19 protein-coding genes are annotated in these 23,340 nt (G+C 51.5%); 12 read left to right on the top strand and 7 right to left on the bottom strand.

The features are described from left to right. The first annotated feature begins 8 nt into the window (after nt 1-8). From leuB to JFL75_RS09245, 4 genes are all read left to right on the top strand, one after another. Nucleotides 9-1,145: a 3-isopropylmalate dehydrogenase gene (gene leuB / locus JFL75_RS09260; RefSeq protein WP_215626399.1), complete on the top strand. Its 1,137-nt coding sequence runs from the start codon at nt 9-11 to the stop codon at nt 1,143-1,145. An 18-nt stretch (nt 1,146-1,163) separates the two neighbouring features. Next, nucleotides 1,164-2,825: a dihydroxy-acid dehydratase gene (gene ilvD, locus JFL75_RS09255; RefSeq protein ID WP_215626398.1), complete on the top strand. Its 1,662-nt coding sequence runs from the start codon at nt 1,164-1,166 to the stop codon at nt 2,823-2,825. Nucleotide 2,826: 1 nt separating this feature from the next. Further along, nucleotides 2,827-4,572 carry a biosynthetic-type acetolactate synthase large subunit gene (gene ilvB / locus JFL75_RS09250; RefSeq protein WP_215626397.1) on the top strand — a complete coding sequence of 582 codons (1,746 nt, stop codon included), beginning with the start codon at nt 2,827-2,829 and terminating at the stop codon, nt 4,570-4,572. Nucleotides 4,573-4,675: 103 nt separating this feature from the next. Then, nucleotides 4,676-5,461 (top strand): RluA family pseudouridine synthase, encoded by a 786-nt coding sequence (locus JFL75_RS09245; protein WP_223292810.1) that lies wholly within the window; start codon nt 4,676-4,678, stop codon nt 5,459-5,461. An 80-nt stretch (nt 5,462-5,541) separates the two neighbouring features. Here JFL75_RS09245 and JFL75_RS09240 read toward each other — a convergent pair whose 3' ends face one another. Further along, nucleotides 5,542-6,609: a LacI family DNA-binding transcriptional regulator gene (locus tag JFL75_RS09240; protein WP_215626396.1), complete on the bottom strand. Its 1,068-nt coding sequence runs from the start codon at nt 6,607-6,609 to the stop codon at nt 5,542-5,544. Between the two features lie 398 nt (nt 6,610-7,007). Here JFL75_RS09240 and JFL75_RS09235 point away from each other — a divergent pair, with 398 nt between their 5' ends. The 6 genes from JFL75_RS09235 to JFL75_RS09210 all read left to right on the top strand — a co-directional run bounded on the left by JFL75_RS09235 (nt 7,008) and on the right by JFL75_RS09210 (nt 14,402). After that, entirely contained in the window at nt 7,008-8,042 is a 1,035-nt protein-coding gene (locus JFL75_RS09235) for a sugar ABC transporter substrate-binding protein (protein WP_215626395.1), read from the top strand. An 81-nt stretch (nt 8,043-8,123) separates the two neighbouring features. Continuing rightward, entirely contained in the window at nt 8,124-10,394 is a 2,271-nt protein-coding gene (locus JFL75_RS09230; RefSeq protein WP_215626394.1) for a pyruvate formate lyase family protein, read from the top strand. Nucleotides 10,395-10,406: 12 nt separating this feature from the next. Continuing rightward, complete coding sequence (locus JFL75_RS09225; protein ID WP_215626393.1) at nt 10,407-10,664, top strand: glycine radical domain-containing protein; 258 nt, start codon at nt 10,407-10,409, stop codon at nt 10,662-10,664. A 218-nt stretch (nt 10,665-10,882) separates the two neighbouring features. Continuing rightward, the gene (locus JFL75_RS09220; protein ID WP_223292809.1) at nt 10,883-11,839 is read left to right on the top strand and encodes a glycyl-radical enzyme activating protein; all 957 of its coding nucleotides are present in this window, start codon (nt 10,883-10,885) and stop codon (nt 11,837-11,839) included. 26 nt (nt 11,840-11,865) lie between these two features. After that, complete coding sequence (locus JFL75_RS09215) at nt 11,866-13,386, top strand: sugar ABC transporter ATP-binding protein (protein WP_215626392.1); 1,521 nt, start codon at nt 11,866-11,868, stop codon at nt 13,384-13,386. A gap of 17 nt (nt 13,387-13,403) precedes the next feature. Beyond that, nucleotides 13,404-14,402 (top strand): ABC transporter permease, encoded by a 999-nt coding sequence (locus JFL75_RS09210; protein WP_215626391.1) that lies wholly within the window; start codon nt 13,404-13,406, stop codon nt 14,400-14,402. A gap of 106 nt (nt 14,403-14,508) precedes the next feature. On the opposite strand, the gene JFL75_RS09205 is transcribed toward JFL75_RS09210, so the two are convergent. The 4 genes from JFL75_RS09205 to JFL75_RS09190 all read right to left on the bottom strand — a co-directional run bounded on the left by JFL75_RS09205 (nt 14,509) and on the right by JFL75_RS09190 (nt 18,260). After that, nucleotides 14,509-15,282 carry a YesL family protein gene (locus JFL75_RS09205; protein WP_215626390.1) on the bottom strand — a complete coding sequence of 258 codons (774 nt, stop codon included), beginning with the start codon at nt 15,280-15,282 and terminating at the stop codon, nt 14,509-14,511. Between the two features lie 195 nt (nt 15,283-15,477). Beyond that, nucleotides 15,478-16,926 (bottom strand): alpha-amylase, encoded by a 1,449-nt coding sequence (locus tag JFL75_RS09200; protein WP_215626389.1) that lies wholly within the window; start codon nt 16,924-16,926, stop codon nt 15,478-15,480. Nucleotides 16,927-16,999: 73 nt separating this feature from the next. Continuing rightward, a complete protein-coding gene (locus tag JFL75_RS09195) occupies nt 17,000-17,266 on the bottom strand; it encodes a zinc ribbon domain-containing protein (RefSeq protein WP_215626388.1) in 267 nt (88 codons plus the stop codon). A gap of 76 nt (nt 17,267-17,342) precedes the next feature. Further along, a complete protein-coding gene (locus JFL75_RS09190) occupies nt 17,343-18,260 on the bottom strand; it encodes a helix-turn-helix transcriptional regulator (protein WP_215626387.1) in 918 nt (305 codons plus the stop codon). A 165-nt stretch (nt 18,261-18,425) separates the two neighbouring features. On the opposite strand from JFL75_RS09190, the gene JFL75_RS09185 reads away from it, so the two are divergent. Then, a complete protein-coding gene (locus JFL75_RS09185) occupies nt 18,426-19,433 on the top strand; it encodes a DUF4062 domain-containing protein (protein ID WP_215626386.1) in 1,008 nt (335 codons plus the stop codon). Between the two features lie 63 nt (nt 19,434-19,496). On the opposite strand, the gene JFL75_RS09180 is transcribed toward JFL75_RS09185, so the two are convergent. Beyond that, nucleotides 19,497-19,703 (bottom strand): helix-turn-helix domain-containing protein, encoded by a 207-nt coding sequence (locus JFL75_RS09180; RefSeq protein ID WP_215626385.1) that lies wholly within the window; start codon nt 19,701-19,703, stop codon nt 19,497-19,499. A 454-nt stretch (nt 19,704-20,157) separates the two neighbouring features. Here JFL75_RS09180 and JFL75_RS09175 point away from each other — a divergent pair, with 454 nt between their 5' ends. Further along, nucleotides 20,158-21,891, top strand: a complete 1,734-nt coding sequence (locus tag JFL75_RS09175) for an AMP-dependent synthetase/ligase (protein WP_215626384.1) — start codon at nt 20,158-20,160, stop codon at nt 21,889-21,891. A gap of 39 nt (nt 21,892-21,930) precedes the next feature. Here JFL75_RS09175 and rsgA read toward each other — a convergent pair whose 3' ends face one another. Continuing rightward, nucleotides 21,931-23,040, bottom strand: coding sequence for a ribosome small subunit-dependent GTPase A (gene rsgA / locus JFL75_RS09170; RefSeq protein ID WP_215626383.1), 1,110 nt, complete (start codon nt 23,038-23,040; stop codon nt 21,931-21,933). Nucleotides 23,041-23,340 lie beyond the last annotated feature (300 nt).

The raw sequence follows: 23,340 nt of genomic DNA, 5'->3' as shown, positions 1-23,340 counted from the left end.
TTAATCACATGAATTATTCAATTGCTGTTATTCCCGGAGACGGTATCGGCCCCGAAGTAATTGCCCCTGCCCTGGAAGTTCTGGATGTAGTGGGTGATACGTTCGGCCATATATTTAATTACGCTGAACTTGAAGCCGGCGGCTGCGCCATTGACAGTACCGGCGAACCCCTGCCTGCGTCGACCCTGGAAACGGCAAAACAGTGCGACGCGGTTCTCCTGGGTGCCGTGGGCGGCCCGCAGTGGGAAACCCTCCCCGGAAATCTCCGCCCGGAGCGGGCGCTTCTGGGGCTCCGGTCCGGACTCGGCCTGTTCGCGAATCTCCGGCCCGCGGCGCTGCTGCCCCAGCTCCGGGATGCCTGTCCCATCAAGGATGAAGTCCTGGCGGCCAGCAATCCCGAGGGCAAACCCAGTTTTGATCTCCTGATCGTCCGGGAGCTCACCGGCGGGCTGTACTTCGGAGCGCGGGGGCGGAGCAGTGACGGCACGTCCGCCTTCGATACCGAGACCTACTCCAAAGCCGAGATCGAACGGGTTCTCCACTCGGGATACGCGGCGGCGGCGGTCCGCCGCAAAAAACTCTGCGTTGTGGATAAGGCTAATGTCCTGGAATCCTCCCGGCTCTGGCGGGAAATTGCCCAGGAGACGGCAAAGCAGTATCCCGATATTGAAACAACGTATATGTATGTTGACAACGCGGCCATGCAGCTTGTCCGGGCTCCGGGGCAGTTCGATGTTATGGTGACCAGCAATCTCTTCGGCGACATCCTGTCGGATGAGGCTTCGGTGCTGACCGGTTCCATCGGCATGCTGGCGTCCGCCAGCCTCGGATCCGCCGGTACAGATTCGGAAAAGGGAACCGTCATGGGGATGTACGAACCGATCCACGGGTCGGCGCCGGACATCGCGGGGAAGGATACTGCCAATCCCCTGGCGACGATTCTGTCCGCGGCCATGATGCTTCGGTATTCCTTCAAACTGGAGAAGGAAGCCGCCGCTGTGGAAGCCGCGGTCAGCGCGGTGCTCGACGCGGGGTACCGTACCGGGGACATTGCCCGGCGGGACGGCAAAAAGGGCGAAGAGAAAATCGTCGGTACCAAAGCCATGGGCGAAGCGGTGATCAAGGCTCTGGAAGGCAAGCTGTAGATTTGGAAGGAGAAAAATATGAGAAGCGATTCCGTTAATAAAGGTATTGCCCGGGCACCCCACCGGTCGCTGTTCAAAGCCATGGGATTCATCGATGAGGAATTCCAGCGGCCCCTCATCGGTATTGCGGTGGCAAAAAGTGAGATTGTGCCCGGCCATATTCATCTCGATACCGTGGCCAAAGCTGCCGCCGACGGGGTCCGGCTTGCCGGAGGTATTCCGGTACAGTTCCCGGTTATCGGCGTCTGCGACGGAATCGCCATGGGCCATGAGGGCATGCGCTATTCCCTGGTTACCCGGGAGCTGATCGCCGATTCCGTGGAGTGTATGGTCAAAGCCCACGGGTTTGACGCCATGGTGTATATCCCCAACTGCGACAAGGTCGTTCCGGGAATGCTCATGGCCGCGGCCCGGCTGAACATACCGGGGATCTTTGTGTCCGGCGGTCCCATGCTCGCGGGCCGCAGGAAGGGCAAGCCTCTGACCCTTACCTCCATGTTCGAGGCGGTGGGCGCCGTGGGCGCCGGGACCATGGATGAGGCTGAATTGTACGCCCTGGAGGAAGCGGCCTGTCCCGGCTGCGGTTCCTGTTCCGGGATGTTTACCGCCAATTCCATGAACTGCGTCACCGAGGCCCTGGGAATGGCCCTGCCGGGAAACGGTACTATCCCCGCGGTAATGGCCGAGCGGCTGCGCCTGGCCAAGAAGACCGGCATGCTGGTTATGGACATTCTGAAAAAGAATATCCTTCCCCTGTCGGTTATGACAGAGAAAGGTTTCATGAATGCCCTGGCTCTCGATATGGCTCTGGGCTGTTCCACCAATACGGCGCTCCACCTCCCGGCGGTGGCCCATGAGGCCGGGATAAAGCTCGACCTGGATCTGCTCAATACGGTCAGCGAAGTTACCCCCAACCTTTGCAAGTTGTCCCCGGCGGGATTCCATGCGGTAGAGGACCTCCATGCCGCCGGCGGGATTCCCGCGGTCTTCAAGGAGTTATCAAAACGGAATCTCGTGGACGGTTCCGCCGCCACGGTGTACGGAACCCTGGAGGACGCCTACCGGGATGCCGTTAATCTCGATACGGAGGTTATCCGCCCGATAGAAAATCCCTATTCCGAAACCGGCGGCCTGGCGGCCCTCAAAGGAAATCTTGCCCCCGACGGTTCGGTGGTAAAGCGGAGCGCCGTGGCGCCTGCCATGCTTAAGCACGAAGGTCCCGCCCGGGTTTTCGACTGCGAGGATGACGCCTTTGACGCGGTGATGAAGCGTACGATCAAAGCCGGGGATGTGATCGTCATCCGCTACGAAGGCCCCCGGGGCGGCCCGGGAATGCGGGAGATGCTCGGACCCTCCAGCGCCTTAGCCGGAATGGGGCTCGACGACAAAGTAGCGCTTATCACCGACGGCCGGTTTTCCGGCGCCAGCAGGGGCGCATCCATCGGCCACGTTTCCCCGGAGGCCGCCGACGGCGGAACCATCGGACTGCTCAAGGACGGAGATATCATTTCGATCGATATCGATAACCATTCAATTTCCGTAAAACTCAGCGACAGTGAACTCGAGCGGCGGAAGGCTGAATGGAAGCCTCTGCCGCCCAGGGTGACCACCGGATACCTTGCCCGCTACGCTCAGCAGGTAACGTCCGCCGCTTCCGGGGCGGTCTTTAAGGAGGTCTGACATGCAGTACAGCGGAGCCCGGATACTGATTGAAGCGCTTATCGAACAGGGCACGGACACTGTCTTCGGATATCCCGGCGGTTCGGTCCTTTTTATCTATGATGAATTGTACAAAAACAGCGACCGGATACGGCATATTCTTGTAAGCCATGAACAGCACGCCGCCCACGCGGCGGACGGCTACGCCCGGTCCACGGGAAAAGTCGGCGTATGTCTGGCCACATCCGGTCCCGGGGCGACGAACCTCGTAACCGGTATAGCCACCGCGTACATGGATTCGGTTCCCCTGGTGGCAATTACCGGAAACGTCGCCACGGGACTCCTTGGCAAGGACAGTTTCCAGGAAGTGGACATCACCGGGGTTACCATGCCCATCGTTAAGCACAACTGGATTGTAAAAGATGTCAATGAACTGGCAGAGGTTGTCCGTGAAGCCTTTGCTGTGGCCCGGTCGGGCAGGCCCGGGCCGGTGCTGATCGATATTACCAAAGACGTTACCGCCGCCATGGCGGAATGGCGGCCCGCAGATTCCGGTACCGCGGCGCTTGCGCCCCGGGATAAAAACTCGCCTGCTGGAGAATCCTCCCTTAACCTCAGAGCTCAGCGCCTGGCTGAACGCAATACCCGGCAGACCGTAACCGAAGCGGATATTGGTGCCGCGGTAAAACTGCTCCTTGAAGCCAAACGGCCGGTTCTGTATGCCGGCGGCGGGGTGATTATTTCCGGCGCCTGCGAAGAGCTTAAGAACTTTGCCGAACGGCTTAATGCCCCGGTCGCGTTAAGTCTCATGGGAATCGGTTCCTTTCCGTCGGACCACCGGCTGTACACCGGACTGATCGGCATGCATGGTACGGTTGCGTCCAACAGAGCGGTCCAGAAGGCGGACCTTCTGGTCAGTATCGGCGCACGCTTCTCCGACCGGGTCACCAGCCAGGCCGATAAATTCGCCCGGGGCGCCAAAGTGCTTCACCTTGACATAGATCCCGCGGAGATCAATAAAAACGTAAAATCCGAAGCCTGGGTTATCGGGGATATTAAATGCATCATCAGAACAATTCTCGGCAAGCTTCCCCAGAAAATGGAAACCCAGTGGAACGGGGATATCGACGGCTGGAAAAAGAAAAGCCCCGCCGCCAACAGCCGTGATACCGCCCTTCATCCGCGCTTTATATTAGAAGAAACAGCCAAGCGTCTCGGTCCCGAAGCGATTGTGGCCACCGATGTGGGGCAGCACCAGATGTGGACCGCCCAGTTCTATCCCTTTACGAAACCCCGGAGCTTCCTTACATCCGGCGGGCTCGGTACCATGGGGTACGGCCTGGGAGCCGCCGAGGGAGCCAAGATCGCCAACCCGGCGAAACCGGTGGTTCTCTTTACCGGCGACGGCTGCTTCAGGATGAACTGCGGGGAGCTTTCAACGGTGAACGCCTACAAAATTCCTGTCCTGGTGGTTGTATTCAACAACGGTGTCCTGGGCATGGTCAGACAGTGGCAGACCCTCTTCTACGAAGGCCGGTACGCCGAAACAACCCTGGACCGTCCGCCGGATTTCGTGAAACTCGCCGAAGCCTACGGCCTGACCGGATACAGCGCCCATGACAAAGCCTCGTTTACGGCGGCTTTGGAAAACGCCATGAAGGATATCGCCGCGGGGAAAACCGCGGTTATTGATGCCCGGATCGACCGGGATGAAAAAGTCCTTCCCATGGTTCCCGGGGGCAAACCTATTGATGAACAGATATTATAGGAATTGAGATTTTTGTGGACCATGATATGACGGATTGTTTTTATCTTCCTGAGGATGGACTTTATTGAATAAAAGCCGCCGCGGTGATTCCGGAAAAACACCGATGAGTAGAAAACATTCTGCCCCCAGCGCCGGCGGAAATATCCGTTCCGGAACGAACCCTTCCGCTGCGGAATCTCCGCCGCGGGGCCGCGGGCCGCGTTTTCCCCAGATGCTTCCGGGCCGGCTGGAACTGCTCTATGAAGACCGGGATCTCATGGTGGTAAATAAACCGGCGGGGCTTCTTTCGGTGGCGACTTCCTCGGAAAGGGACAGAACCGTCTATTGGATTCTGTCCGAGTATCTCCGGAAGAAGGGCGAGCAGCGGCGGCCCGCGGCGGTTCACCGGCTGGACCGGGATACATCGGGTGTCATGGTCTGGGCAAAATCGGGCCGGATCAAACAGCACCTTATGGAACGATGGAACGAATCCGTCCGGGAGCGCCGGTATGTAGCCTTAGCGGAGGGGCGGATTGCGGAAGAACAGGGAACCATCAACGCTCCTGTGGGAGAAATCTCCGAAAGCCGTATGACGGTGACCAGCACCGGAAGCCCGGCGGTAACTCACTGGAAAACTATCCGCAGCGGGGACTTTTACACATTGCTCTCCCTGGAACTCGGTACCGGCCGCCGCAATCAAATCAGGGTCCACCTCAGCCATATCGGCAATCCTATCGCCGGAGACGCGAAGTACGGCGCAAAAACCAATCCTGTGGGACGGCTCGCCCTGCACGCGGAATCCCTGGTTATCTGCCATCCCCGGAACGGAACGGTCATGCGCTTTTCAGTCCCCGCGCCGGATTCCTTCGTAACCGCGGTCAAAAGCAGCGGCCCGAAAAAGCGTCATTAGCCTTCCGTCCGTACAACGTCCAGGTATGAATCCGGGAAACAGTACAGCCGGAATGGTATTGTACCGAGCCTCCGCGGGGTTTATTGATCCGTTTTATCGGTATTTGAATTTATCTCAATAAGTTCCGACGGTACGTTTTCCTTGATATAGACATCCAGGGGTATGTCTACTTTTGCCGGAACAAGCCTGTCCAATACAATATTCCGGTACAGATTAAGCAGCGCCTGCCGTCCCTGAGTCGCAGGTCTCTGTGAAATAATGGCGTCGATAAACCCTTCTTTCAAAAGAGCGTGGTTTTCGGGAATTAAATCGTACCCGACTATAATAACATCCTTTTTCTTTCCCAGCTTTTTTAGGACCGTGGCAATACGGTGCGCCGATGAGTTCGTTACGAAAATTCCCTTAAGGTCGCTGTGTTCACGGAGAAATTCCTCCATTTCCCCTTCATCCGGCTGAGCTCCCGATGAATCAAAATATTCCTTAGTTATTGTTTTTATACCAGTCTCCGCCGCATACCGGAGAAACCCATCCTTCCGGCGGATGATATGGTAGTCCTCACCATGGACATCCAGCACCGCCACGGGCCCGGTGATGTTTCCCGCAAAAAGATGGATAAGCCTTCCCGCTAGGTAACCTCCCTTCGATGAATCCTGGCCGATTGTGCTCAGAGGGTTGGATTCCGGGATATCCGCGTCAAAGAAGACATAGGGAATACGGTTTTCCTCCAGGGAACGAATAAACTGAATCGTTTCACTGGGCATGATCGGCGCGAAGAGTACCCCGTCGGGTTTCGCTTCCAGGATAGAATGGGCCGCGGAATGGAAGGAAGCCGGGCTGTACCGGTCAAATTCAAGAACCTCAGTCTCAACACCCATGGATGTTATTTCGCTGGCCCCTCCCTGGATTCCCTCACGTACCTGTCTCCAATATCCGGAATCCTGATTCTGCTGGGGAACCAGCGCGTAAAACCGGTAAGCCCTGTTCCGCTTCAGCCTTCTGGCGATTGGATTTGGCGTAAAATTATGCTCTGCGATTAGTGCTTCAATTTTTGCTGTTGTTTCCGGCGAAACCCGGCCCCTTCGGTACAGAACACGGTCAACTGTTCCTATGGAGACCCCCGCGAGTTCAGCAATCTGTTTGACAGTCATGGCATATCCCCTGAATCGGTGTTAGATAATTTTCTTGGAGTTTCAATATTAATCTTTCAGGCAAACCTTTTTTAAAGATTCTTCTGAAAAAAAGCAGAAAAACCAATTATAAATTATATAACAAATTCGCCGAAAAATACTATTTCACCATTTTTCCGCCAAACAATCCCCCAAAAAACACAATTCTGCCACTGAAAGCGTTATCGTACACGCATAATATCACAGAAGTAATTAGCAGTCAAACAAAAAAAATAAAAATAAGAAAATTTTTTTTTATCTAAATAATATAAAAATTCTAAAAAATTGTATAAATAAAAAAAAGTTGACAACCTAAGAAATTGGAGTATAATACACATGCGTGCACGTTAACGCATCAGTATTTTAGGAGGACAATGAAGATGAAGAGGTTGGTCGTTTTATTTTTAGCGCTTGTTGTTTTGGGAGGCTCGATTTTTGCCGGCGGAAAGACCGATACCGATTCAGGAAAGATCGTTATCGGCTATTCCCAGCGGAGACTGGCCGGAAGTGATTGGTGGAAAACCATGGTTCAGGGGGCAACCGAAAGTGCCGCAGAGGAAGCTAATGTGGAACTTATCGTCCTTGATGCCAATGGCGATACGGTACAGCAGAATGCCGATATTAACACTCTCATCAACCGTGGTGTGAGTGCGATTATTGTCAATCCCAATGATCCTTTGGGACTTACCGCAGCAATTAATGCCGCCAACAATGCCGGGATTCCGGTAATTGCCGCTAACTGCGCGCTGGATGCAACCCTGGCACGCAAAATTTACGGTTATGTTGTTGAAGATGAGGTCGCGGGCGGCGCTACCGGCGGATATCTCCTGGCTCAGAAGTTCTCTGAAAAATACCCCGGTGTCCGGCGCACAAAAGGCGTCATAATCGGCGGCAATCCCGGGGATGTGAATTCCGAAAACCGCGCTGAAGGATATATGAAAGGCTGGACCCAGTGGAACAACGACAATCCCTCAAAATCGATAACAATTAACTGGCTTCCGCTGCAGTACGGCAACTGGCTTCCCAATGATGCCATGCCGGTAATCCGTGACATCGCGACGGCCCACCAGGATCTCCAGGTCGTGGTCAGTCTCAGTGACGTAATGCATGCGGGCATCGTTCAGGCCCTGGATGCGGCCGGGATATGGCCCAATGTTATTATGGCTGAATACGACGGATACCAGACGACGGTTAAGGAAATGATGGATAATCCCAACGGCCCGATCCAGGCCATGACCACAAATGAGCCTTATTCCCAGGGATGGGACGCGGTTAAGATGGCGCTCCGCGCGATCAACGGCGGCCAGCCCGAAGGTACCGTATACGTTGAGACCTCTTCATTCGGCCCCGAAGACGCCGCGAAGTATTACGATCCTTCTCTGATTTGTATAAACAGCCGCAAGGTGAAAAAATAAGCGGGCTGTTCCGGCTGATAGGGAATGGGGATACCATTCCCTATCAGGATGTAAATTTTTTAACTGGAAGCGGAGAGATCTATGAGTTTTACAGGTGATCAGGAGTCAATGGAAAATGAACCGTTGCATTTCCAATATGCAATAAAAGCAAAGCGGACGGACCGGATACAGAATTTGTATGATTACGTATCCTCCCAGAAAGCCGGTATCGACATTGAGCGTGCCCGGTATTTTACCGAATCGTACAAAAAGACAGAAAAATATCCCCAGATTATCAGGAGAGCCATGGCTTTTGCCAATGCCCTGGATAAAATGACCTTATACATTTTACCGGGCAGCCTGCTGATGGGCGGCCACGCATGCAAGCCCAACTATTCTCCCCTGGCACCTGATTTTTCGACCGACTTTATTAAGCAGGAAATCATCGGCGGCCAGCCGTATTTCCTTCCTGACCGTCCGGCGGATAAATTCAATGTGGATCCCGCAATTATTCCTGAACTAAAGGAAATTGCCGAGTACTGGAGCGGAAAGACCCACCAGGATCATGTGTACGCCCATCTTCCCGAGGAAGTCCTGATTGCGCAGGATAAAATCGGTGTTATTAATGATTTGAATTACGTCCAGGGCGGAGACGGCCATTTTGCGCCGCCCTACAAATGGCATATTGAACACGGCCTGCGGGATGTAATAAACCAGGCAAAAGACGGGCTGGAAAAAGCCGATCCCACCAGCAGTGACGGTATGGATCAGAGGGCTTTTTACAAGGCTGTTATCATATCCTGCGAAGCGGTGATCAAATGGGCCCACCGGTACGCGGACCTTGCCGAGGAAACCGCGGCCAAGGAAAGTGATCCGAAACGGAAAGCCGAACTGCTTAAAATGGCGTCAATTGCCCGGAAGGTTCCTGAGTTTCCCGCCGAGACATACCATGAAGCGCTCCAGCTTATCACGTTCCTTCAGCTGGCCGTCCAGGTCGAAGACAACGCCCAGGCAACATGCCCCGGCAGATTTGACCAGGTGATGATCGATATTTACCGCCACGATATTGATGCAAAAATAGAAACCTATGAAACCGCTCTGGAACTGATGGAGAATTTCTTTATCATGCTCTCCCAGGTAGAACGGGTCCGGAGCTGGACCGATACACAGTTTTTCCGGGGAAAACCGATTTTCCAGAATCTGACGATCGGCGGTATTGATCCCAAGACCGGCGAGGACGCGGCCAACGAAGTGTCAATGCTGATTCTCGATGCCATTCAGAACACCAGGACCATCCAGCCTTCGCACTACGCCCGGTGGAATGATAAATCATCCCCGGAATACAAAAAGAAAGTGGTAGAAACCATCCGTCTCGGTACCGGTTTCCCTGCGGTGGCCAACGACAAAATGTATATGGAAGCGATGATGAACCGCGGGTACAGCCAGGAGGATGCCGCAAATTACTGCATTATCGGATGCGCCGAACCGGGACCTCCCGGGCTGCGGGGCGGACGAACCGGTGCCGCCTGGTATTCCCTGGCAAAGTGCATGGAAATGGCTTTGTACGGCGGGACAGATCCCAATACGGATATTTGTCTCCTGAAGAACTCAAACGGCAAGGATCTCCGGACCTTTACCAGCTACGACGAACTCTGGGATTCCTTTGTGGAGCAGGCGAAATATTACCTCCGTCTTCATGTAATCATTGACCAGGCTATCGACAAGGAATACGAAGAATACATCGATGAACCCTTTAGCGCCATACTTGCCTGTCCGGAAACAACCCTTCCCAGGGGAAAATCCATTAAAAAGGGCGGCGCCAAATACGACTTTACCGGCAATCAAACCATTGGACTCGCGGTGGTTGCCAACAGTCTGTACGCCATCCGCAAGCTTATTTTTGAAGATAAAATGATTACCGGAGAACAGCTCCAGCACGCCCTGCGGACGGACTTCACCGATATGACCACCGATCCTACCGGTCCGATGATCCAGCAGATGTGTCTGTCGGTTCCGAAGTACGGCAATGATATTGATGAAGTCGATTTTATCGCCCGGGACGCCCTCAGGATGGTTTGTGATGAATTCCCCAAATACAAGAATACACGGTATGGACGGGGACCAATCGGGTGCCATTTCCAGGCGTCAACAACAACGGTTTCATCCAATACGCCCTTTGGAAAGTCAATCGGCGCTACACCGGACGGCAGAAAGGCAGAAACCCCGCTCTCTGACGGGCAGTCCCCTTTCCGCGGTACCGATGTGCTCGGCCCCACGGCAGCGGTCAGTTCAGTTTCGAAACTCGAACTGAAATATCTGTCCGAGGGTTCTCTGTACAATTTGAAATTAAGCCCCGCGGATCTGCGGGACTAGGAGGTGAGTACTATGGCAGTAGCCGCACAGGAAGTTCAAATCGGAAAAGGCCTGGAACGTCTGGTGAATCTTATTGACTTCTACTTTGATAAAGGCGGAATGCAGATGCAATTTAATGTTGTCTCCCGAGAGACACTGCAGCGGGCCCAGGAGGATCCCAATAAATACCGGAGCCTGATTGTCCGTGTCGCTGGGTATTCAGCGTATTTTGTCGGACTCGATAAAACAGTACAGCAGGATATCATCGAGCGTACAGAGGAACGGATTTAGGCGTTATACCGATCCGGAATGGTTCTGCAGATAACGGAACCATTCCGGGTTGTAAGATTCCATTCTGCCGGCGAGGCAATAAATATTCAAAAGCCATCCATAGGCTAGGCTTTTTGTCACTATGGTATATTAAAAATTTGCCCAAACCAGCGGCGAGGGTTTTTAAATATGGCTTTTGTTCTTTTTCAAATATATCGAAGAACTGTTTGAGGAGTACCATGGCAAAGGGTGAATTGGGTGCGGACAAGGGTTTGGTTTTTGATATTCAGCGTTGGAGCATTCATGACGGACCTGGGGTAAGAACTGTTGTTTTTCTCAAAGGCTGTCCCATGCGCTGTAATTGGTGCTGTAATCCTGAATCCCAGAATTTACATAATGAACTTGTTTTCTTTAAGGATAAGTGTATCGGATGCCACCGCTGTGTAAGCCTTTGTCCCCATGGCGCGGTAACGCTAGAAGACGGCCGGCAGGCTTACAACCGTAAGATCTGCAGGGAGACCTGTTATAAAGAAGGGCTCAACGTTTTTCCCTGCACGAAGCAGTGTTACGCGAAGGCGATCCGGGCTGTGGCGGAATTGAAAACCGTCGATGAAGTAATCCGTGAGGTTATGAAGGATGAGCTGATGTACCAGAAGAGCCGGGTCGGAGGTTTAACCCTTTCCGGCGGTGAAGCATCCATGCAGGATGCCTTCGCGTATTCCCTTCTGGAACGGGCAAAATCATTGGGAATAACTACCGCGATGGAAACCTGCGGCATCGCATCCTGGGAAGTTTTTGAAAAGTTATTGAACAGTCTGGATTATCTTTTCCTTGATATAAAACTCTTTGACAATGAGCTCCATAAAACTTTTATGGGAACTGGAAACGAGCTCGTATTAAGCAACGCGGTTGAAATGTCAAAACTGATGGACCGCCTGCAGAAAGATTTCACCGTCAGAATACCGGTTATCCCGACTGTTTCATCTTTGCCTGATTTCCGGAATATCCTTGATTTCGTGAAGGGCAATCTGTCGCCGCAAACTTCCGTGGAAATTATGCCCTACCACAGACTGGGCCGCGGAAAGTATGAAGACCTGGGAATTGAGTATTCCTTGACCGACCTTGAACCCTGTACGGAGGAATCTCTCAAACCTTACAGGGAACTGCTGGCTTCATACCAATTTAAGGAAATCTAACCTGTGTATCCGGGAGGAACTGTCTGATGAATAGTCAGCCGTTATTAAAGCTTAGAAATCTCAATAAAACATATCCCGGGGTTCACGCCCTCGCTGATTTTTCCCTGGATCTGCATAAAGGGGAAATCCATGGTCTTCTGGGGCAGAACGGCGCGGGAAAATCGACCCTGGTAAAAATGATTTCCGGTGTGGAAATACCGGATTCCGGCGAGATAATAATTGACGGCGTAAAAGCCAGCATCCATAATCCCCGGGACTCCCAGAAGGCTGGAATTTTTACGATCTTTCAGGAGCTGAGTCTTATTCCGGCCCTCTCCGTGGCGGAGAATATTTTTCTTGAATCCCTGCCGAGAAACAAGATGGGGATTATCAGCTGGAAAACCATGAATAAAAGAGCCCGGGAAATTATGTCGTGGCTCGGATTTTCCCTTGATGTCACAGTGCCGATCAGCTCTCTGAGTATGGCCCAGAAACAGTGTGTCGAGCTCGGAAAAGCCCTTCATCATAAGGCAAAGATTGTTCTGCTCGATGAACCCACCGCGGCATTGCCCAAGCCCGATGTGGAAAAATTCTTCTCGGTTCTTAAAACCCTCTCGGCGGAGCAGGACATTACTTTTATCTTTATCTCCCACAGGCTGGATGAAATGCTTCAGCTCTGCGGAAAAGCAACAGTTCTGCGGGATGGAAAGAAAATTGATACGTATCCCCTCCAGGGAGTGGATGAAAAATTCCTCGTCAAGGCGATGATCGGCCAGGATCTGCAGACATCGCTTATGGAAAGCACCCTTGAAGGAAAAGCGGTCCGTTTAGGAAAAGGGGGGACTGACGAGGTGGTTCTTTCCGCCGAAAATATCGGAAACGGAGCGAATATAAGCAATATCAATTTCGAACTCCATAAAGGAGAAATCCTCGGCATTACCGGGTTGGTCGGAAGCGGTCAGAACGAATTGGCCCTGATGCTCTTTGACGGCAAAGCTCTCAAGGAAGGCCGGGTATGTATACATAACCAGGAAGTAAAAATCAAAAGCCCCCAGGATGCTGTCCGGTATGGCCTCGGTCTGCTGCCGGAAGAACGAAAGCTTCAGGGCCTGGTCCTGCCATTGTCCATAACCCATAACATGTCTCTGGCGAGTTTAAAGGCATTCAGCAGGGCTTCGGTGATGAACCGGGTAAAAGAAGCAAAAGTGGTCGGAAACATGGCCCGTCAGGTGAAGCTGAAATGTTCAAATAATTACCTGCAGCCGGTAGCCGCATTGAGCGGCGGAAACCAGCAGAAGGTGGTTTTTGCGAAATGGCTGGTCAGTAACTGCAATATCCTGATTTTCGCTGAACCAACCCGGGGTGTTGATGTCGGCGCTAAGGAAGAAATTTACCAGCTTATCCGCCAATATGCGGAAGCCGGAAATTCAGTAATTCTGATAACCAGCGAAATCAGTGAAGCAATTATGTGCGACGAAGTTCTTATCATGCACCAGGGTGTTATTAAGGGAAAAATATCCCACGATGATATCGAGTCTGAGGACTCAATTTTAAATTTATTCCAGTAGCGGCGGGAGATAGCATTATGAACGCAGAAAGCGGCAAACAGTTATTGGTAACCTTCGGAAAGAAGCTGATTTCCAATTACTTAGTATTAGTTTTGATTCTTACAGTGGTGGTCGGTTCAATAGTTTCTCCGTACTTTTTAACATCCCGTAATTTGGGAAACATTCTTCAGTTTTCTGCCGTAATATCGATCATTGCGGTGGGACAGTTTTTTGTCGTGGTCACCGGCGGTATTGATCTTTCGGTTGGCTCCATTGCGGCTTTTGCGACCGTAATTTCCGCAGTCATGATGGCTAAGGGCATCCCCGCGGTTATCGCCGCCGCCTGCGCGCTTGGATTATCGGCTTTATGGGGAGCGGTCAACGGGGCACTTGTGACAGGTGCAAAAATAACACCCTTTGTAGTAACCCTTGCGACCCAGAGCATCGTCCGGGGCTGTGCGTATCTCGTTCAGTCCGGAAGTCTCATTGGTATCTACGATAATAATTTTATCTGGGCGTTTTCCGGAAAAACTCTGGGAATTCCAAATCCGGTAATTCTATTCATTGCGGTTATGCTTGTTGCCGCGTTTGTAATGCACTACACCACATTCGGAAGAAGCCTTTACGCAATAGGCGGAAATTCCGAATCCGCTCGTCTGTCGGGAATACCGGTTAAACGTTCACTTCTGAAGGTTTATACAATAAATGGATTACTGTCCGGACTGGGCGGGCTCGTTCTCGCCGCGCAGCTTACCCAGGGAAGCTCGCTGCTCGCAAAGGGTTATGAACTGGATACAATTGCCGCTGTGGTTGTCGGCGGCGCCTCACTTGCCGGCGGAACCGGCGGGCCAATCGGTTCGGTTATTGGCGGGCTGATAATCTATTCAATCACCAATATTATGAACCTGCTTACGATTCCGTCGGAACCGCAGATGGTGGTAAAGGGACTGATGATAATTCTCGCGGTAATCATGATCGGTGACGGCACCAAAAAGGGAAAAATCCGCAGGATAAAAAATCCTAAAAATCAACAATAACCTGAGCCGCTATACACAAACAGGCCATTTCCTTAAGCGGAAATGGCCCGCAAAAAACGGCTTACAAAGACAATTAGCCGCGCGGATTCCGGCAGAGGGTGACCCCTTAATCTTTCCAGGGAAAAATAAAGTTTTTGAAAGACCGGGTACCGGTCTTTTCCCGTTCCTCAATAAGAAGCGCGTCCCAGGGGATTTTTCTGCGGTCGGCTTCGGGATTCTCCTCAAGCCAGTCGTACTTTAACAGGCGGAGCCGCATGGCTTCGTCCATGTACAGCAGAATCCCCGCGGGGCCGGGAAACAGGAACGCCAGCAGGGCGGATATCACCAGAATAACTATATTGTGGAGCAGGGAAAAGAAACACAGCCCCGGGTTGTCGAAAAAGAAGATAAAACACTTCTTAATAACCTTGGACAGCTTTGTATCCAGCCGGGCCCGGACCGCGAAGAAAAACTGGAAAGACAGTATCCCCACCACCAGGGTCCAGAAAATGACCGCCGCCAGAAGCAGCCCGACCATGGAATCCATGGCAAGGTAGAAGGGGATGCCGACGTTCACCAGGAACAGCATGAGCAGGACAATCAAGCCAAGCACAATCCCCGACGGCCAGGCTAGTTTAAGGTTCTGGAAAAAATCCCGGAACCCGAAGGATCCGTAGTCGGAAATCGATTTTACGCACAGAGCCGCCGCGGACAGGTACACGAAACACCATAATACCCCGATCACAATAACCGCAATCGCCGCGGCGGGAACCGATTCGAGAACCGACGGAAGCAGTACGGGGATCGCGAGGGATGCAATAAAACCGATATTGATCAGGGCGACCCGGAACATATTATCCCAGAGATCGAAAAATGTCTTCTTTATGAGAAATCCAATCATACCGTATATACCCCTTAACTTTGCGTTTCTGATGTTAGGAATTAACTAATTCCTTGCATCAGAAACACTTGCAATCGGAAATAGTCAAATAATTCAAATTATTTGACTATACTATACGGAATTATTGGCTTCTGGTCCACCGCAATCCGCCGGTTTTAAGCCGGGAATCCGAATCTGCCCTTTTCCGGGAACGGACTAATCTTTTTTATCCACCCATACGGAAACGGACCCGCCGTTTACGGGAAACTTGCCGTTGCCGTCTTCCCCGATGGCAACCAGTTCCGTCCGGTTTCCGGTATAATCCCGGAACTGGTGCCCGGCGAATTTTTTCCCGACATACATTACTTTGTCCCCGCTGCTGCCATTGGTAAGCACCACCGCGAGGCCTGACCCTTCGTGTTCATCGTCGCCTTCCCTGGTCCATCCGATGGTATTGGCGTGGTCAAAGTAATCGTGCTGTTCCCCGTACGCGTAGAGTTCCCGGGCCTTGAGCAGGGGAACCAGCATATCCTTCTTGGGCTGTATATTGTTATGAGGAATCCCATAGTAGTCGCCGTAAAAAACACAGGGATACCCTTCGGCCCTGAGCAGGGTCAGCGCGTACGCCAGAGGTTTGAACCAATCCTGTACCCAGGATTCCAGGGATTGGCCCGGCTGGGTATCGTGGTTATCCACAAAGGTGACCGACCGGAGCGGATCATCCTTGGTCAGGGTGCCGTCAAAAATAGTCCGCATATCAAATTTGTTTCCCTGGTTCGACGCTTCACTGAATTTGAAATGCAGGGGAACGTCAAACAGGGACAGGGTGCCTTCTGTTGTTTCGATATAGTTTTTCAGCGCATTGTAATCGCTCTGCCAGTATTCCCCGACGCTGAACAGTTCTTCCTTGACTTCCTTTCTGAGGGTTTCCAGCCAGTCACGGTAAAATGTAAATTCCATATGCTTGACCGCGTCAAGGCGGAACCCGTCCACATCGGTGGTCTTAAGAAACCAGTACCCCCATTTGGTTAATTCTTCCACCACATCGGGATTGTTGAGATCAATATCCGCACCCATGAGGTAGTCGTAATTGCCCAGTTCCCCGTCAACATTTTCCTGCCATTCCTTTCCCCGGAATTTGAAGATGCCCTTTTCATCCCGTTTTTCATCCCAGTCAATGGCAACAAAATCGTTCCAGTGCCACTCAAAATCCGAATATTTTTTATTGCGCCCCGGAAAGGTAAAATGGGTCCAGACGGTAACTTCCTTGCTTGCCCCTTCCTGTTCGTTCCGGTTTTCCGGGTTGTACTCCTTGGCCGCCACGGTTTCCGTTGCGTCGGCTCCCATTTTGTGGTCCAGGACAATATCGGCGTAGACCTGCATGCCGTGCTGGTGGGCCGCCTGTATCGCAGCCAGGAGTTCATCCTTGGTTCCGTACTTGGTGGGAACAGTTCCTTTCTGGTCGAATTCTCCCAGGTCATACAGATCGTATACCGCGTATCCTACGTCTTTGATCCCGCTGCTTCCTTTATAGGGCGGCGGTATCCAGAGGGCGGTAATTCCGTTGTTTTTGAGCTCTTCCGCCTGTTCGGCGATTTGTTTCCAGAGCATTCCTGCGGGCAGATACCATTCAAAGTACTGCATCATGGTTCCATTTTTTTTCATATCTTAAATATACTGAATTTTTTACATTTTTTCCGCCGCGGTCCGGGGAATGTCCCCGGATCCGCAGGGGCGGTTACGCCTTTTTCCAGCGTTTCAGGGTCGGGAACCACTGGGTCATCCGTTTCCTGGCTTCCTCCGCGCTCATCCCCGAATTGGCGCCGGACATATGGGGAACGCAGACTTCGATCATTTCCTCCATGGTTGTATCACTGGTAAAAGCCCCCGACTGGTAACAGTACGAGCAGTAATCCTGGTTTTTCGTTCCGTCGGCATTGGTGCCGAAATCCGCTTCTCCGTTCAAAGGCATACCGCAGCTCTGGCAAAAGATCTGATTTTCCATTTTTTTCTCCTTGGTGTTTGATGCTTTATTTTAGCTGATATAATATGACAGCAATTTGTCATATTAAAATCTTTTTTTATGAATTTTCGTTGTATAGGCGGTTCATGGCCATCAGATACTCCTTAAGCCGCGATCTGACCCGTTCCGGCTTGAGTACCTCCGCGCTGTCCCCGAAGGAAAGAATAAAGCTGTACAGCCAGCTGTCCTCGGGCATGGCCGCCGTGACTTCATAGTATCCGTCGGGCCGTTTCACCACTGTTCGGGCATCGAACTCATCATACAGGCGGTACGCTACGGCGGGAGAGAATTTTATGGTCAGTTCCGTATAGGGCCATGTATTTTCCTGAATCTCATCCGCCGAAGGGAGCAGGGGAAGTTCCTCCCGTTTAAACTGTTCCCGGCAGATGCTGATGGTAAACATGCGGTTTATCTTAAAGGTCCGGTGGCTTTTATTTTCCAGGGCATACGCCTGCAGATACCAGGCCCGGGATTTAAAAAACAGTTTTACGGGACAGACGTACCTGGCTGTGGTTTTTCCCTGGGAATCAAAGTAGGTAAACCGTATCATCCGTGACTCAATCAGGGCTGTCCGCAGAAGGTCAAATTTCTTTTTTTCTCCCCCGGCGGCTCCCCACCGGGAAAAGTCGACTTCGATCCAGTTTACCGCCGGTTTTCGGAATATTCCCGCCAGTTTTGAAAGAATAGGCCCCGAATCGACCGCGCCGGAAGCCCCGAGGCTCTGGAGCGACATGAGCAGGTCATTCTGCTCTTTTTCCGAAAGCAGCGCCTTATCGAGAACAAATGAATCCATCAGGGAAATTCCGCCTCCCTTGCCCTGGATCGTATAAATCGGGATGCCCGCTTCACAGAGGGTTTCCAGGTCCCTGTATATGGTCCGGGAAGAAACCTCAAACTGGGAAGCCAGCTCCTTGGCGGTGACCTGCTTTTTATCCAGCAGCAGGTAAAGGATTTCGAACAGTCGGTGTATCTGCATAGTTTTATCCGTTTATCATGTATAATTGTGACATATTGTGTCAAGTTTCAAGATAAAGGTTGCTTTTTTTTGATATGAAAACTATGCTTAAAAAAGATAAAAAAAATGAGTGGGTTTTCTTACGATTCCGGAACTATGCTCATTACCATGGAATGGAGAAAATGAATGATGGAAAAAAAGTACCATGTGTACATAAGCTCTACCCTGGATGATTTAAAGAATGAGCGCCACGAACTGGCTAAGATGGTGATTGAATTAGGCCATATCCCGGTTACTATGGACCAGTTTGACGCGGGCGATCCCGGACAATGGGCCTTCATACAAAAAACAATAGATGACTGTGATTATTTTCTCGCGGTTGCTGCCCATAAATACAACATGCTTGGGGACAAGTCTTCCGTTGCCGAAAAAGAATATATCCAGGCGCGGAAGCGGGGCATCCCGGTAATTGCCATGGTCGTGGCGGATAAGGCGCGGAAATCCCCTTCGCGGATTGAAAAGGACAAGGAAAGCAACAAGCGCCTCAATGATTTTAAAACGAAGCTGCTGGAAAATCCCCATGAACGGTGGTCCAACAGCGGCGACCTGGTTAATAAATCCAGGGGGCTGCTGATCAGGACCATGAGTATCGAACCGCGTACCGGCTGGGTCCGGTCCGACCAGATCATGGAAGCCTCCGCCGCGAATGAGCTCGGCCGCCTCAGCCGGGAAAACGCCAAACTGCGTTATGAGCTTAAAATCGAAGACAAGGAAATAATGTCCCGGATCAAGGTTAAAATGAAGTATACCCTCCGGCTCCTGGCGTACAACAAGGAACCGATCAGCTTCTTTTACGTGAACGGCGAAAACTGGGAGAACACCCGCAACTTCAGATATATTAAACTTTTCAAAATCCTCGCCCCGGAACTGTACTCGGTTAAAACGACATCCGAGCTTTCTCGGTTTCTCGGAAACGTACTGAACCCGGATCTGGCAAAAAAAATCCGTAAGGATTATCCCACGCCGTCAAACACGGTAAAGAAAATTATGACCGATTTCAGGGCGTTCCGGATAGTCAGCCTGGCCGGCGAAAACAAGGGCGACGAACAATGGGAACTGAGTGAATACGGTAAGGAACTGTATTCTTTTTACAGGCGATACCAGTTTGAACGGACCGCAAAAGAAAAAAAATAAATCGCAAGGAGGCTCTTTGGACGGAGGATTATAAAGGCGGACAGGTTTCTGAAAACCGGACCGCTATTTAAAGAAATCAATCATTTTGATATCCATAGCGGTAGCCAGTTTGTGCAGGGTTGTTATGGTGGGGATCTTTTTTTTTGATTCAATGTAATAAAGATAGGAATGGGAGATACCAGCCTTAGTTGCTACATCAAGAACAGAAAGCTGCTTAGTAATGCGGATTGTTCTTATTCGGTCTAAAACAGATTCTACTTCTTGATCCATAACACTGCTACACTCTAGTGAGAATACTATGTTTTCAGAGATTAACGACTCTTTATAGTGAGTATTCTTCTGAATTCACCATATAGTTGGAGGTTTTAGAATTATATCATATATTGGATTTTTATCCAGAGAAAAATCCAAATTTAAAAAATATAATTCGTAAACTTCAACTAATGCCGGTAAGACAGTGTTTCCTCCTGCCCGGTACGGGCCCCGATCAAAAACCATTCAATTCTTTTCTATAAATATAATAGAATCTTAAGGACAATGACTAAAATAGATACCTCTTTCGTCCTCACGCGAAAAGCCGGTGACTTGGCCGCCGGAACGGATATTCTTCCCGGGCGGTCTCATTTATGGCGAAATTATGGAATCCTTGGATTATTTTTCTTTTTTTTGTGCCGGACTTATAAGCAATGTTGCAAAGTCCAATATTTTCGTATACTTTTATTCTATGCTGAAACCGGAAGAATATATTGCCGATTGGCCGGATATGGATTATCCGAATTTCATCGCATGGCTCGACGGGATTGAAAAAAAATATTCCGATACCCGCGCGATTCTGTCCCGGACGGGCAAACAGACCGAGTTTTCCCTGCTGACATATAAACAGCTGGCGGATGAATCCCGGAGAATAGCCCGGGGACTTCTTGCGCTGGGTTTAAAAAAAGGCGACCGGGTCGCGCTCTGGGCGGAGAACCGGCCCGAATGGATGATAGTCTGGCTGGGGACGGTTATTGCCGGCCTCGTGATTGTTCCCATTGATTTTACCGTATCCGAAAAGGAATGCGCCAATATTTTAAAAATGGCAAATCCCCGGGCTTTTTTCTACTCATCCCGTAAACAGGATTTTGCCGCGTCCCTTTCTTCTATGGGCGTATCTTTGGATGCTCTCATTGTCCTGGGGCATGAGGGCGGACAGAATTTTTATTCCTTCGGAAAGGACAACGTGTCCCAGACGCTTCCGGCGGTATCGGAAATTGATGCGCACGATCCCGTTTCCATTATTTTTACCTCAGGTACAACGGGCCTTGCCAAGGGCGTGATGCTCCACCATAAGGGGATCATCGCCAACGCCAACGCGGCGGTCCGTTCCCTCCGGGCATACAACTGGGATGTATTTATCAATGTCCTTCCCCTGCATCATACCTATCCCACGACCTGTTCCTTTATTTCACCCCTTTCCGTGGGCGCGGGTATTATTATTGTAGAAAAACTCGTCGGAAAGGTGGTTATCGACGATATCCGTGACGGCGGCGGAACCTTCCTTATCGCGGTTCCCATTCTGTACGATAAAGTTATGGCCGGAATCAAACACGGTTTTACCCAGCAGCCGAAAATCGTACAGAAACTGATTTCCCTTCTTCGGAAGATCACCACGTTCTTCAACAAACGTAAATTCCCGCAGTTCGGAAAGGCGGCGCTTAAGAGCATACGGAAAAAAATAGGTCTCGATTCGGTGCGCATCATGGTTGCCGGGGGCGGTCCGCTCAACCCCAAAACCGCGGACTTTTTCGATTCCCTGGGGTTCTGCATTGTCCACGGGTATGGTATGAGCGAGAACAGTCCATTGATAAGCGTAAATACCCCCTGGCATAAAAACAATGTTTCCGTGGGGCTCGCGGTAAAATATACGGACGTTAAAATTATCGATCGGGACGCCGACGGAGTGGGGGAGATCGCGGTGAAATCGCCGTCCCTTATGCTGGGGTATTATGAGAACCCCGAAGCCACCGCCGAGGTCTTTACCCAAGACGGGTTCCTCAGAACCGGCGACCTCGGTTTTATGGACAAGTATGGGTTTATTTTTATAAACGGCAGAAAGAAAAATCTTATTGTCAGTTCCGGGGGCAAAAATATTTACCCCGAAGAGATTGAAACCTGCTTTGAAGGATCCCGGGTGGTGGGGGAAATCCTGGTCGCCGGACGCAGGGAGGCCGAATCTGGCGCCGAACAGATTGTCGCCATGGTCTATCCCAATATGGAAGCCCTGGCGGAGGATTATCCCGGAAAATCCCTGGATGGTCAGTTTATCCATGATCTGGTTAAGAAAGAAATTGAACAGGCCAACCGGACGCTGGTAGCTTTCAAAAAGATCGCGGATTTTAAAATTGTCAATGAAGAATTTGAAAAGAACGCTCAGAAGAAAATAAAACGTTATCTGTACAAGGATCTCGTTAATTCCTGAAAAAGCAGCCCCGGTTTCCCGGGGCTGTAATTTTTTTGATTACCGAAGTCCCTTCGTGTCTTTTTTGATGTGACGAATGGTTTTGGTGAGATCCTTCCACCGTTCCCGTTCCGCCAGTTCGGCGGCCTTGTTGGTCTTCCGTTCAAGGTAATCCGCTTCCCTGCGGAGTTTCCTCCAGCGGTTATACCGGTCCGCCGGCAGATCCCCCGATTCCAGGGCCGCCTGTACCGCGCAGCCCGGTTCCCCGGTATGGCCGCAGTTCCTGAACCGGCATTGGGACGCAAAGCGTTCAACGTCCTCAAAAGCGGTATCAACCCCTTTGGCGTCGGTCCAGAGCTGGATCTCCCGGAGACCCGGTGTGTCTATTATGAGCGCCCCCGATGCCAGCCGGAACAGGGTTCTCGCCGTGGTGGTATGCCTTCCCCGGTGATCGTCGGCTCTTACTTCCCGCGTCTGCTGAAGGTCCGTTCCCGCCAGGGCATTGAGCAGGGTGCTTTTTCCCGCCCCTGAGGAACCCAGGAGTACCGCTGTTTTTCCCGCGGTCAGAATTGCCGTAAGATCCGTTATTCCGATGCCGGTTTTTGCGCTTACGGGAATGACTGGAATACCCGGCGCCGCGGTATACCCTTCGGCTATGAGCTCATCGAGATTTTCGGCAATATCCGCCTTGGTGATGACCAGAACGGGACTGGCTCCGGATTCCCAGGCAAGGGTGACGTACCGTTCTATGCGGCCGGGATTCCAGTCGTGGCCGGCCGCGGCAACAATAAAGACCGTATCGATGTTCGCGGCAATAATCTGTTCCTGTATCCGGTCATGATCCACATCCCCCGGAGCTTTCCGGGAGAATTTCGAATACCGCGGAAGCACCGCCGTTATGAGCCCGGGACCGCCGGATTCCGGCAGACGAAGCGTGACCCAGTCGCCGGTGACCGGCATGCCTGAGCCCGCATCCCGGGCCAGCGTCCCCGAAACCGCCGCGTTGTATTGAGTCATGGTGTTTTCCGGTGATTCGGCGATTACGAGCCAATCCGCCCGCCGGACTTCGAGGATACGTCCCCGTACCGTGCCGGTACGGATATACTGTCCTGAGGTCTTTTCCAAAAAACGGTTCCAGCCCCAGCTTTCGATTGTTTCGTTATTATTCATGGTAGTTTCTCCCTGTTAAATAATGCGGCCAGGTGAGAGGATAAAACCCCGGGAGAAACAGAATTTCGGATGGTTTAAAAAATCAGAAAGTATTGATTTTTATAATTATGAATTCTGTGTCCCGGAGGTTTTATCCGTAAGCGCAATCTCTCTGTGTTTCATGTTCAGCCTCCTTGGACAGTAATATTACAAACAATATACAGATTTTCCGGAGCGGTGTAAAGCTACCGGAACATATCCCCGGCGCCGCTCCGGGATAACAGGGTAAACGGCGGTGTATCCAATATCCCGTTTAGTCAA

Source organism: Breznakiella homolactica, assembly GCF_016616095.2.
Lineage (GTDB): Bacteria > Spirochaetota > Spirochaetia > Treponematales > Breznakiellaceae > Breznakiella > Breznakiella homolactica.
This window is presented reverse-complemented; position numbering and strand designations above follow the sequence as displayed.

What these genes read in the sequence shown, in the direction of transcription:
- leuB (WP_215626399.1), top strand. Translation starts at nt 9, where the DNA reads ATGAATTATTCAATTGCTGTTATTCCCGGAGACGGTATCGGCCCCGAA.
- JFL75_RS09245 (WP_223292810.1), top strand. Translation starts at nt 4,676, where the DNA reads ATGAGTAGAAAACATTCTGCCCCCAGCGCCGGCGGAAATATCCGTTCC.
- ilvD (WP_215626398.1), top strand. Translation starts at nt 1,164, where the DNA reads ATGAGAAGCGATTCCGTTAATAAAGGTATTGCCCGGGCACCCCACCGG.
- JFL75_RS09175 (WP_215626384.1), top strand. Translation starts at nt 20,158, where the DNA reads ATGCTGAAACCGGAAGAATATATTGCCGATTGGCCGGATATGGATTAT.
- JFL75_RS09195 (WP_215626388.1), bottom strand. Translation starts at nt 17,266, where the DNA reads ATGGAAAATCAGATCTTTTGCCAGAGCTGCGGTATGCCTTTGAACGGA.
- JFL75_RS09210 (WP_215626391.1), top strand. Translation starts at nt 13,404, where the DNA reads ATGAACGCAGAAAGCGGCAAACAGTTATTGGTAACCTTCGGAAAGAAG.
- JFL75_RS09215 (WP_215626392.1), top strand. Translation starts at nt 11,866, where the DNA reads ATGAATAGTCAGCCGTTATTAAAGCTTAGAAATCTCAATAAAACATAT.
- JFL75_RS09235 (WP_215626395.1), top strand. Translation starts at nt 7,008, where the DNA reads ATGAAGAGGTTGGTCGTTTTATTTTTAGCGCTTGTTGTTTTGGGAGGC.
- JFL75_RS09240 (WP_215626396.1), bottom strand. Translation starts at nt 6,609, where the DNA reads ATGACTGTCAAACAGATTGCTGAACTCGCGGGGGTCTCCATAGGAACA.
- JFL75_RS09180 (WP_215626385.1), bottom strand. Translation starts at nt 19,703, where the DNA reads ATGGATCAAGAAGTAGAATCTGTTTTAGACCGAATAAGAACAATCCGC.
- JFL75_RS09220 (WP_223292809.1), top strand. Translation starts at nt 10,883, where the DNA reads ATGGCAAAGGGTGAATTGGGTGCGGACAAGGGTTTGGTTTTTGATATT.
- JFL75_RS09200 (WP_215626389.1), bottom strand. Translation starts at nt 16,926, where the DNA reads ATGAAAAAAAATGGAACCATGATGCAGTACTTTGAATGGTATCTGCCC.
- JFL75_RS09190 (WP_215626387.1), bottom strand. Translation starts at nt 18,260, where the DNA reads ATGCAGATACACCGACTGTTCGAAATCCTTTACCTGCTGCTGGATAAA.
- ilvB (WP_215626397.1), top strand. Translation starts at nt 2,827, where the DNA reads ATGCAGTACAGCGGAGCCCGGATACTGATTGAAGCGCTTATCGAACAG.
- JFL75_RS09205 (WP_215626390.1), bottom strand. Translation starts at nt 15,282, where the DNA reads ATGATTGGATTTCTCATAAAGAAGACATTTTTCGATCTCTGGGATAAT.
- rsgA (WP_215626383.1), bottom strand. Translation starts at nt 23,040, where the DNA reads ATGAATAATAACGAAACAATCGAAAGCTGGGGCTGGAACCGTTTTTTG.
- JFL75_RS09225 (WP_215626393.1), top strand. Translation starts at nt 10,407, where the DNA reads ATGGCAGTAGCCGCACAGGAAGTTCAAATCGGAAAAGGCCTGGAACGT.
- JFL75_RS09185 (WP_215626386.1), top strand. Translation starts at nt 18,426, where the DNA reads ATGATGGAAAAAAAGTACCATGTGTACATAAGCTCTACCCTGGATGAT.
- JFL75_RS09230 (WP_215626394.1), top strand. Translation starts at nt 8,124, where the DNA reads ATGAGTTTTACAGGTGATCAGGAGTCAATGGAAAATGAACCGTTGCAT.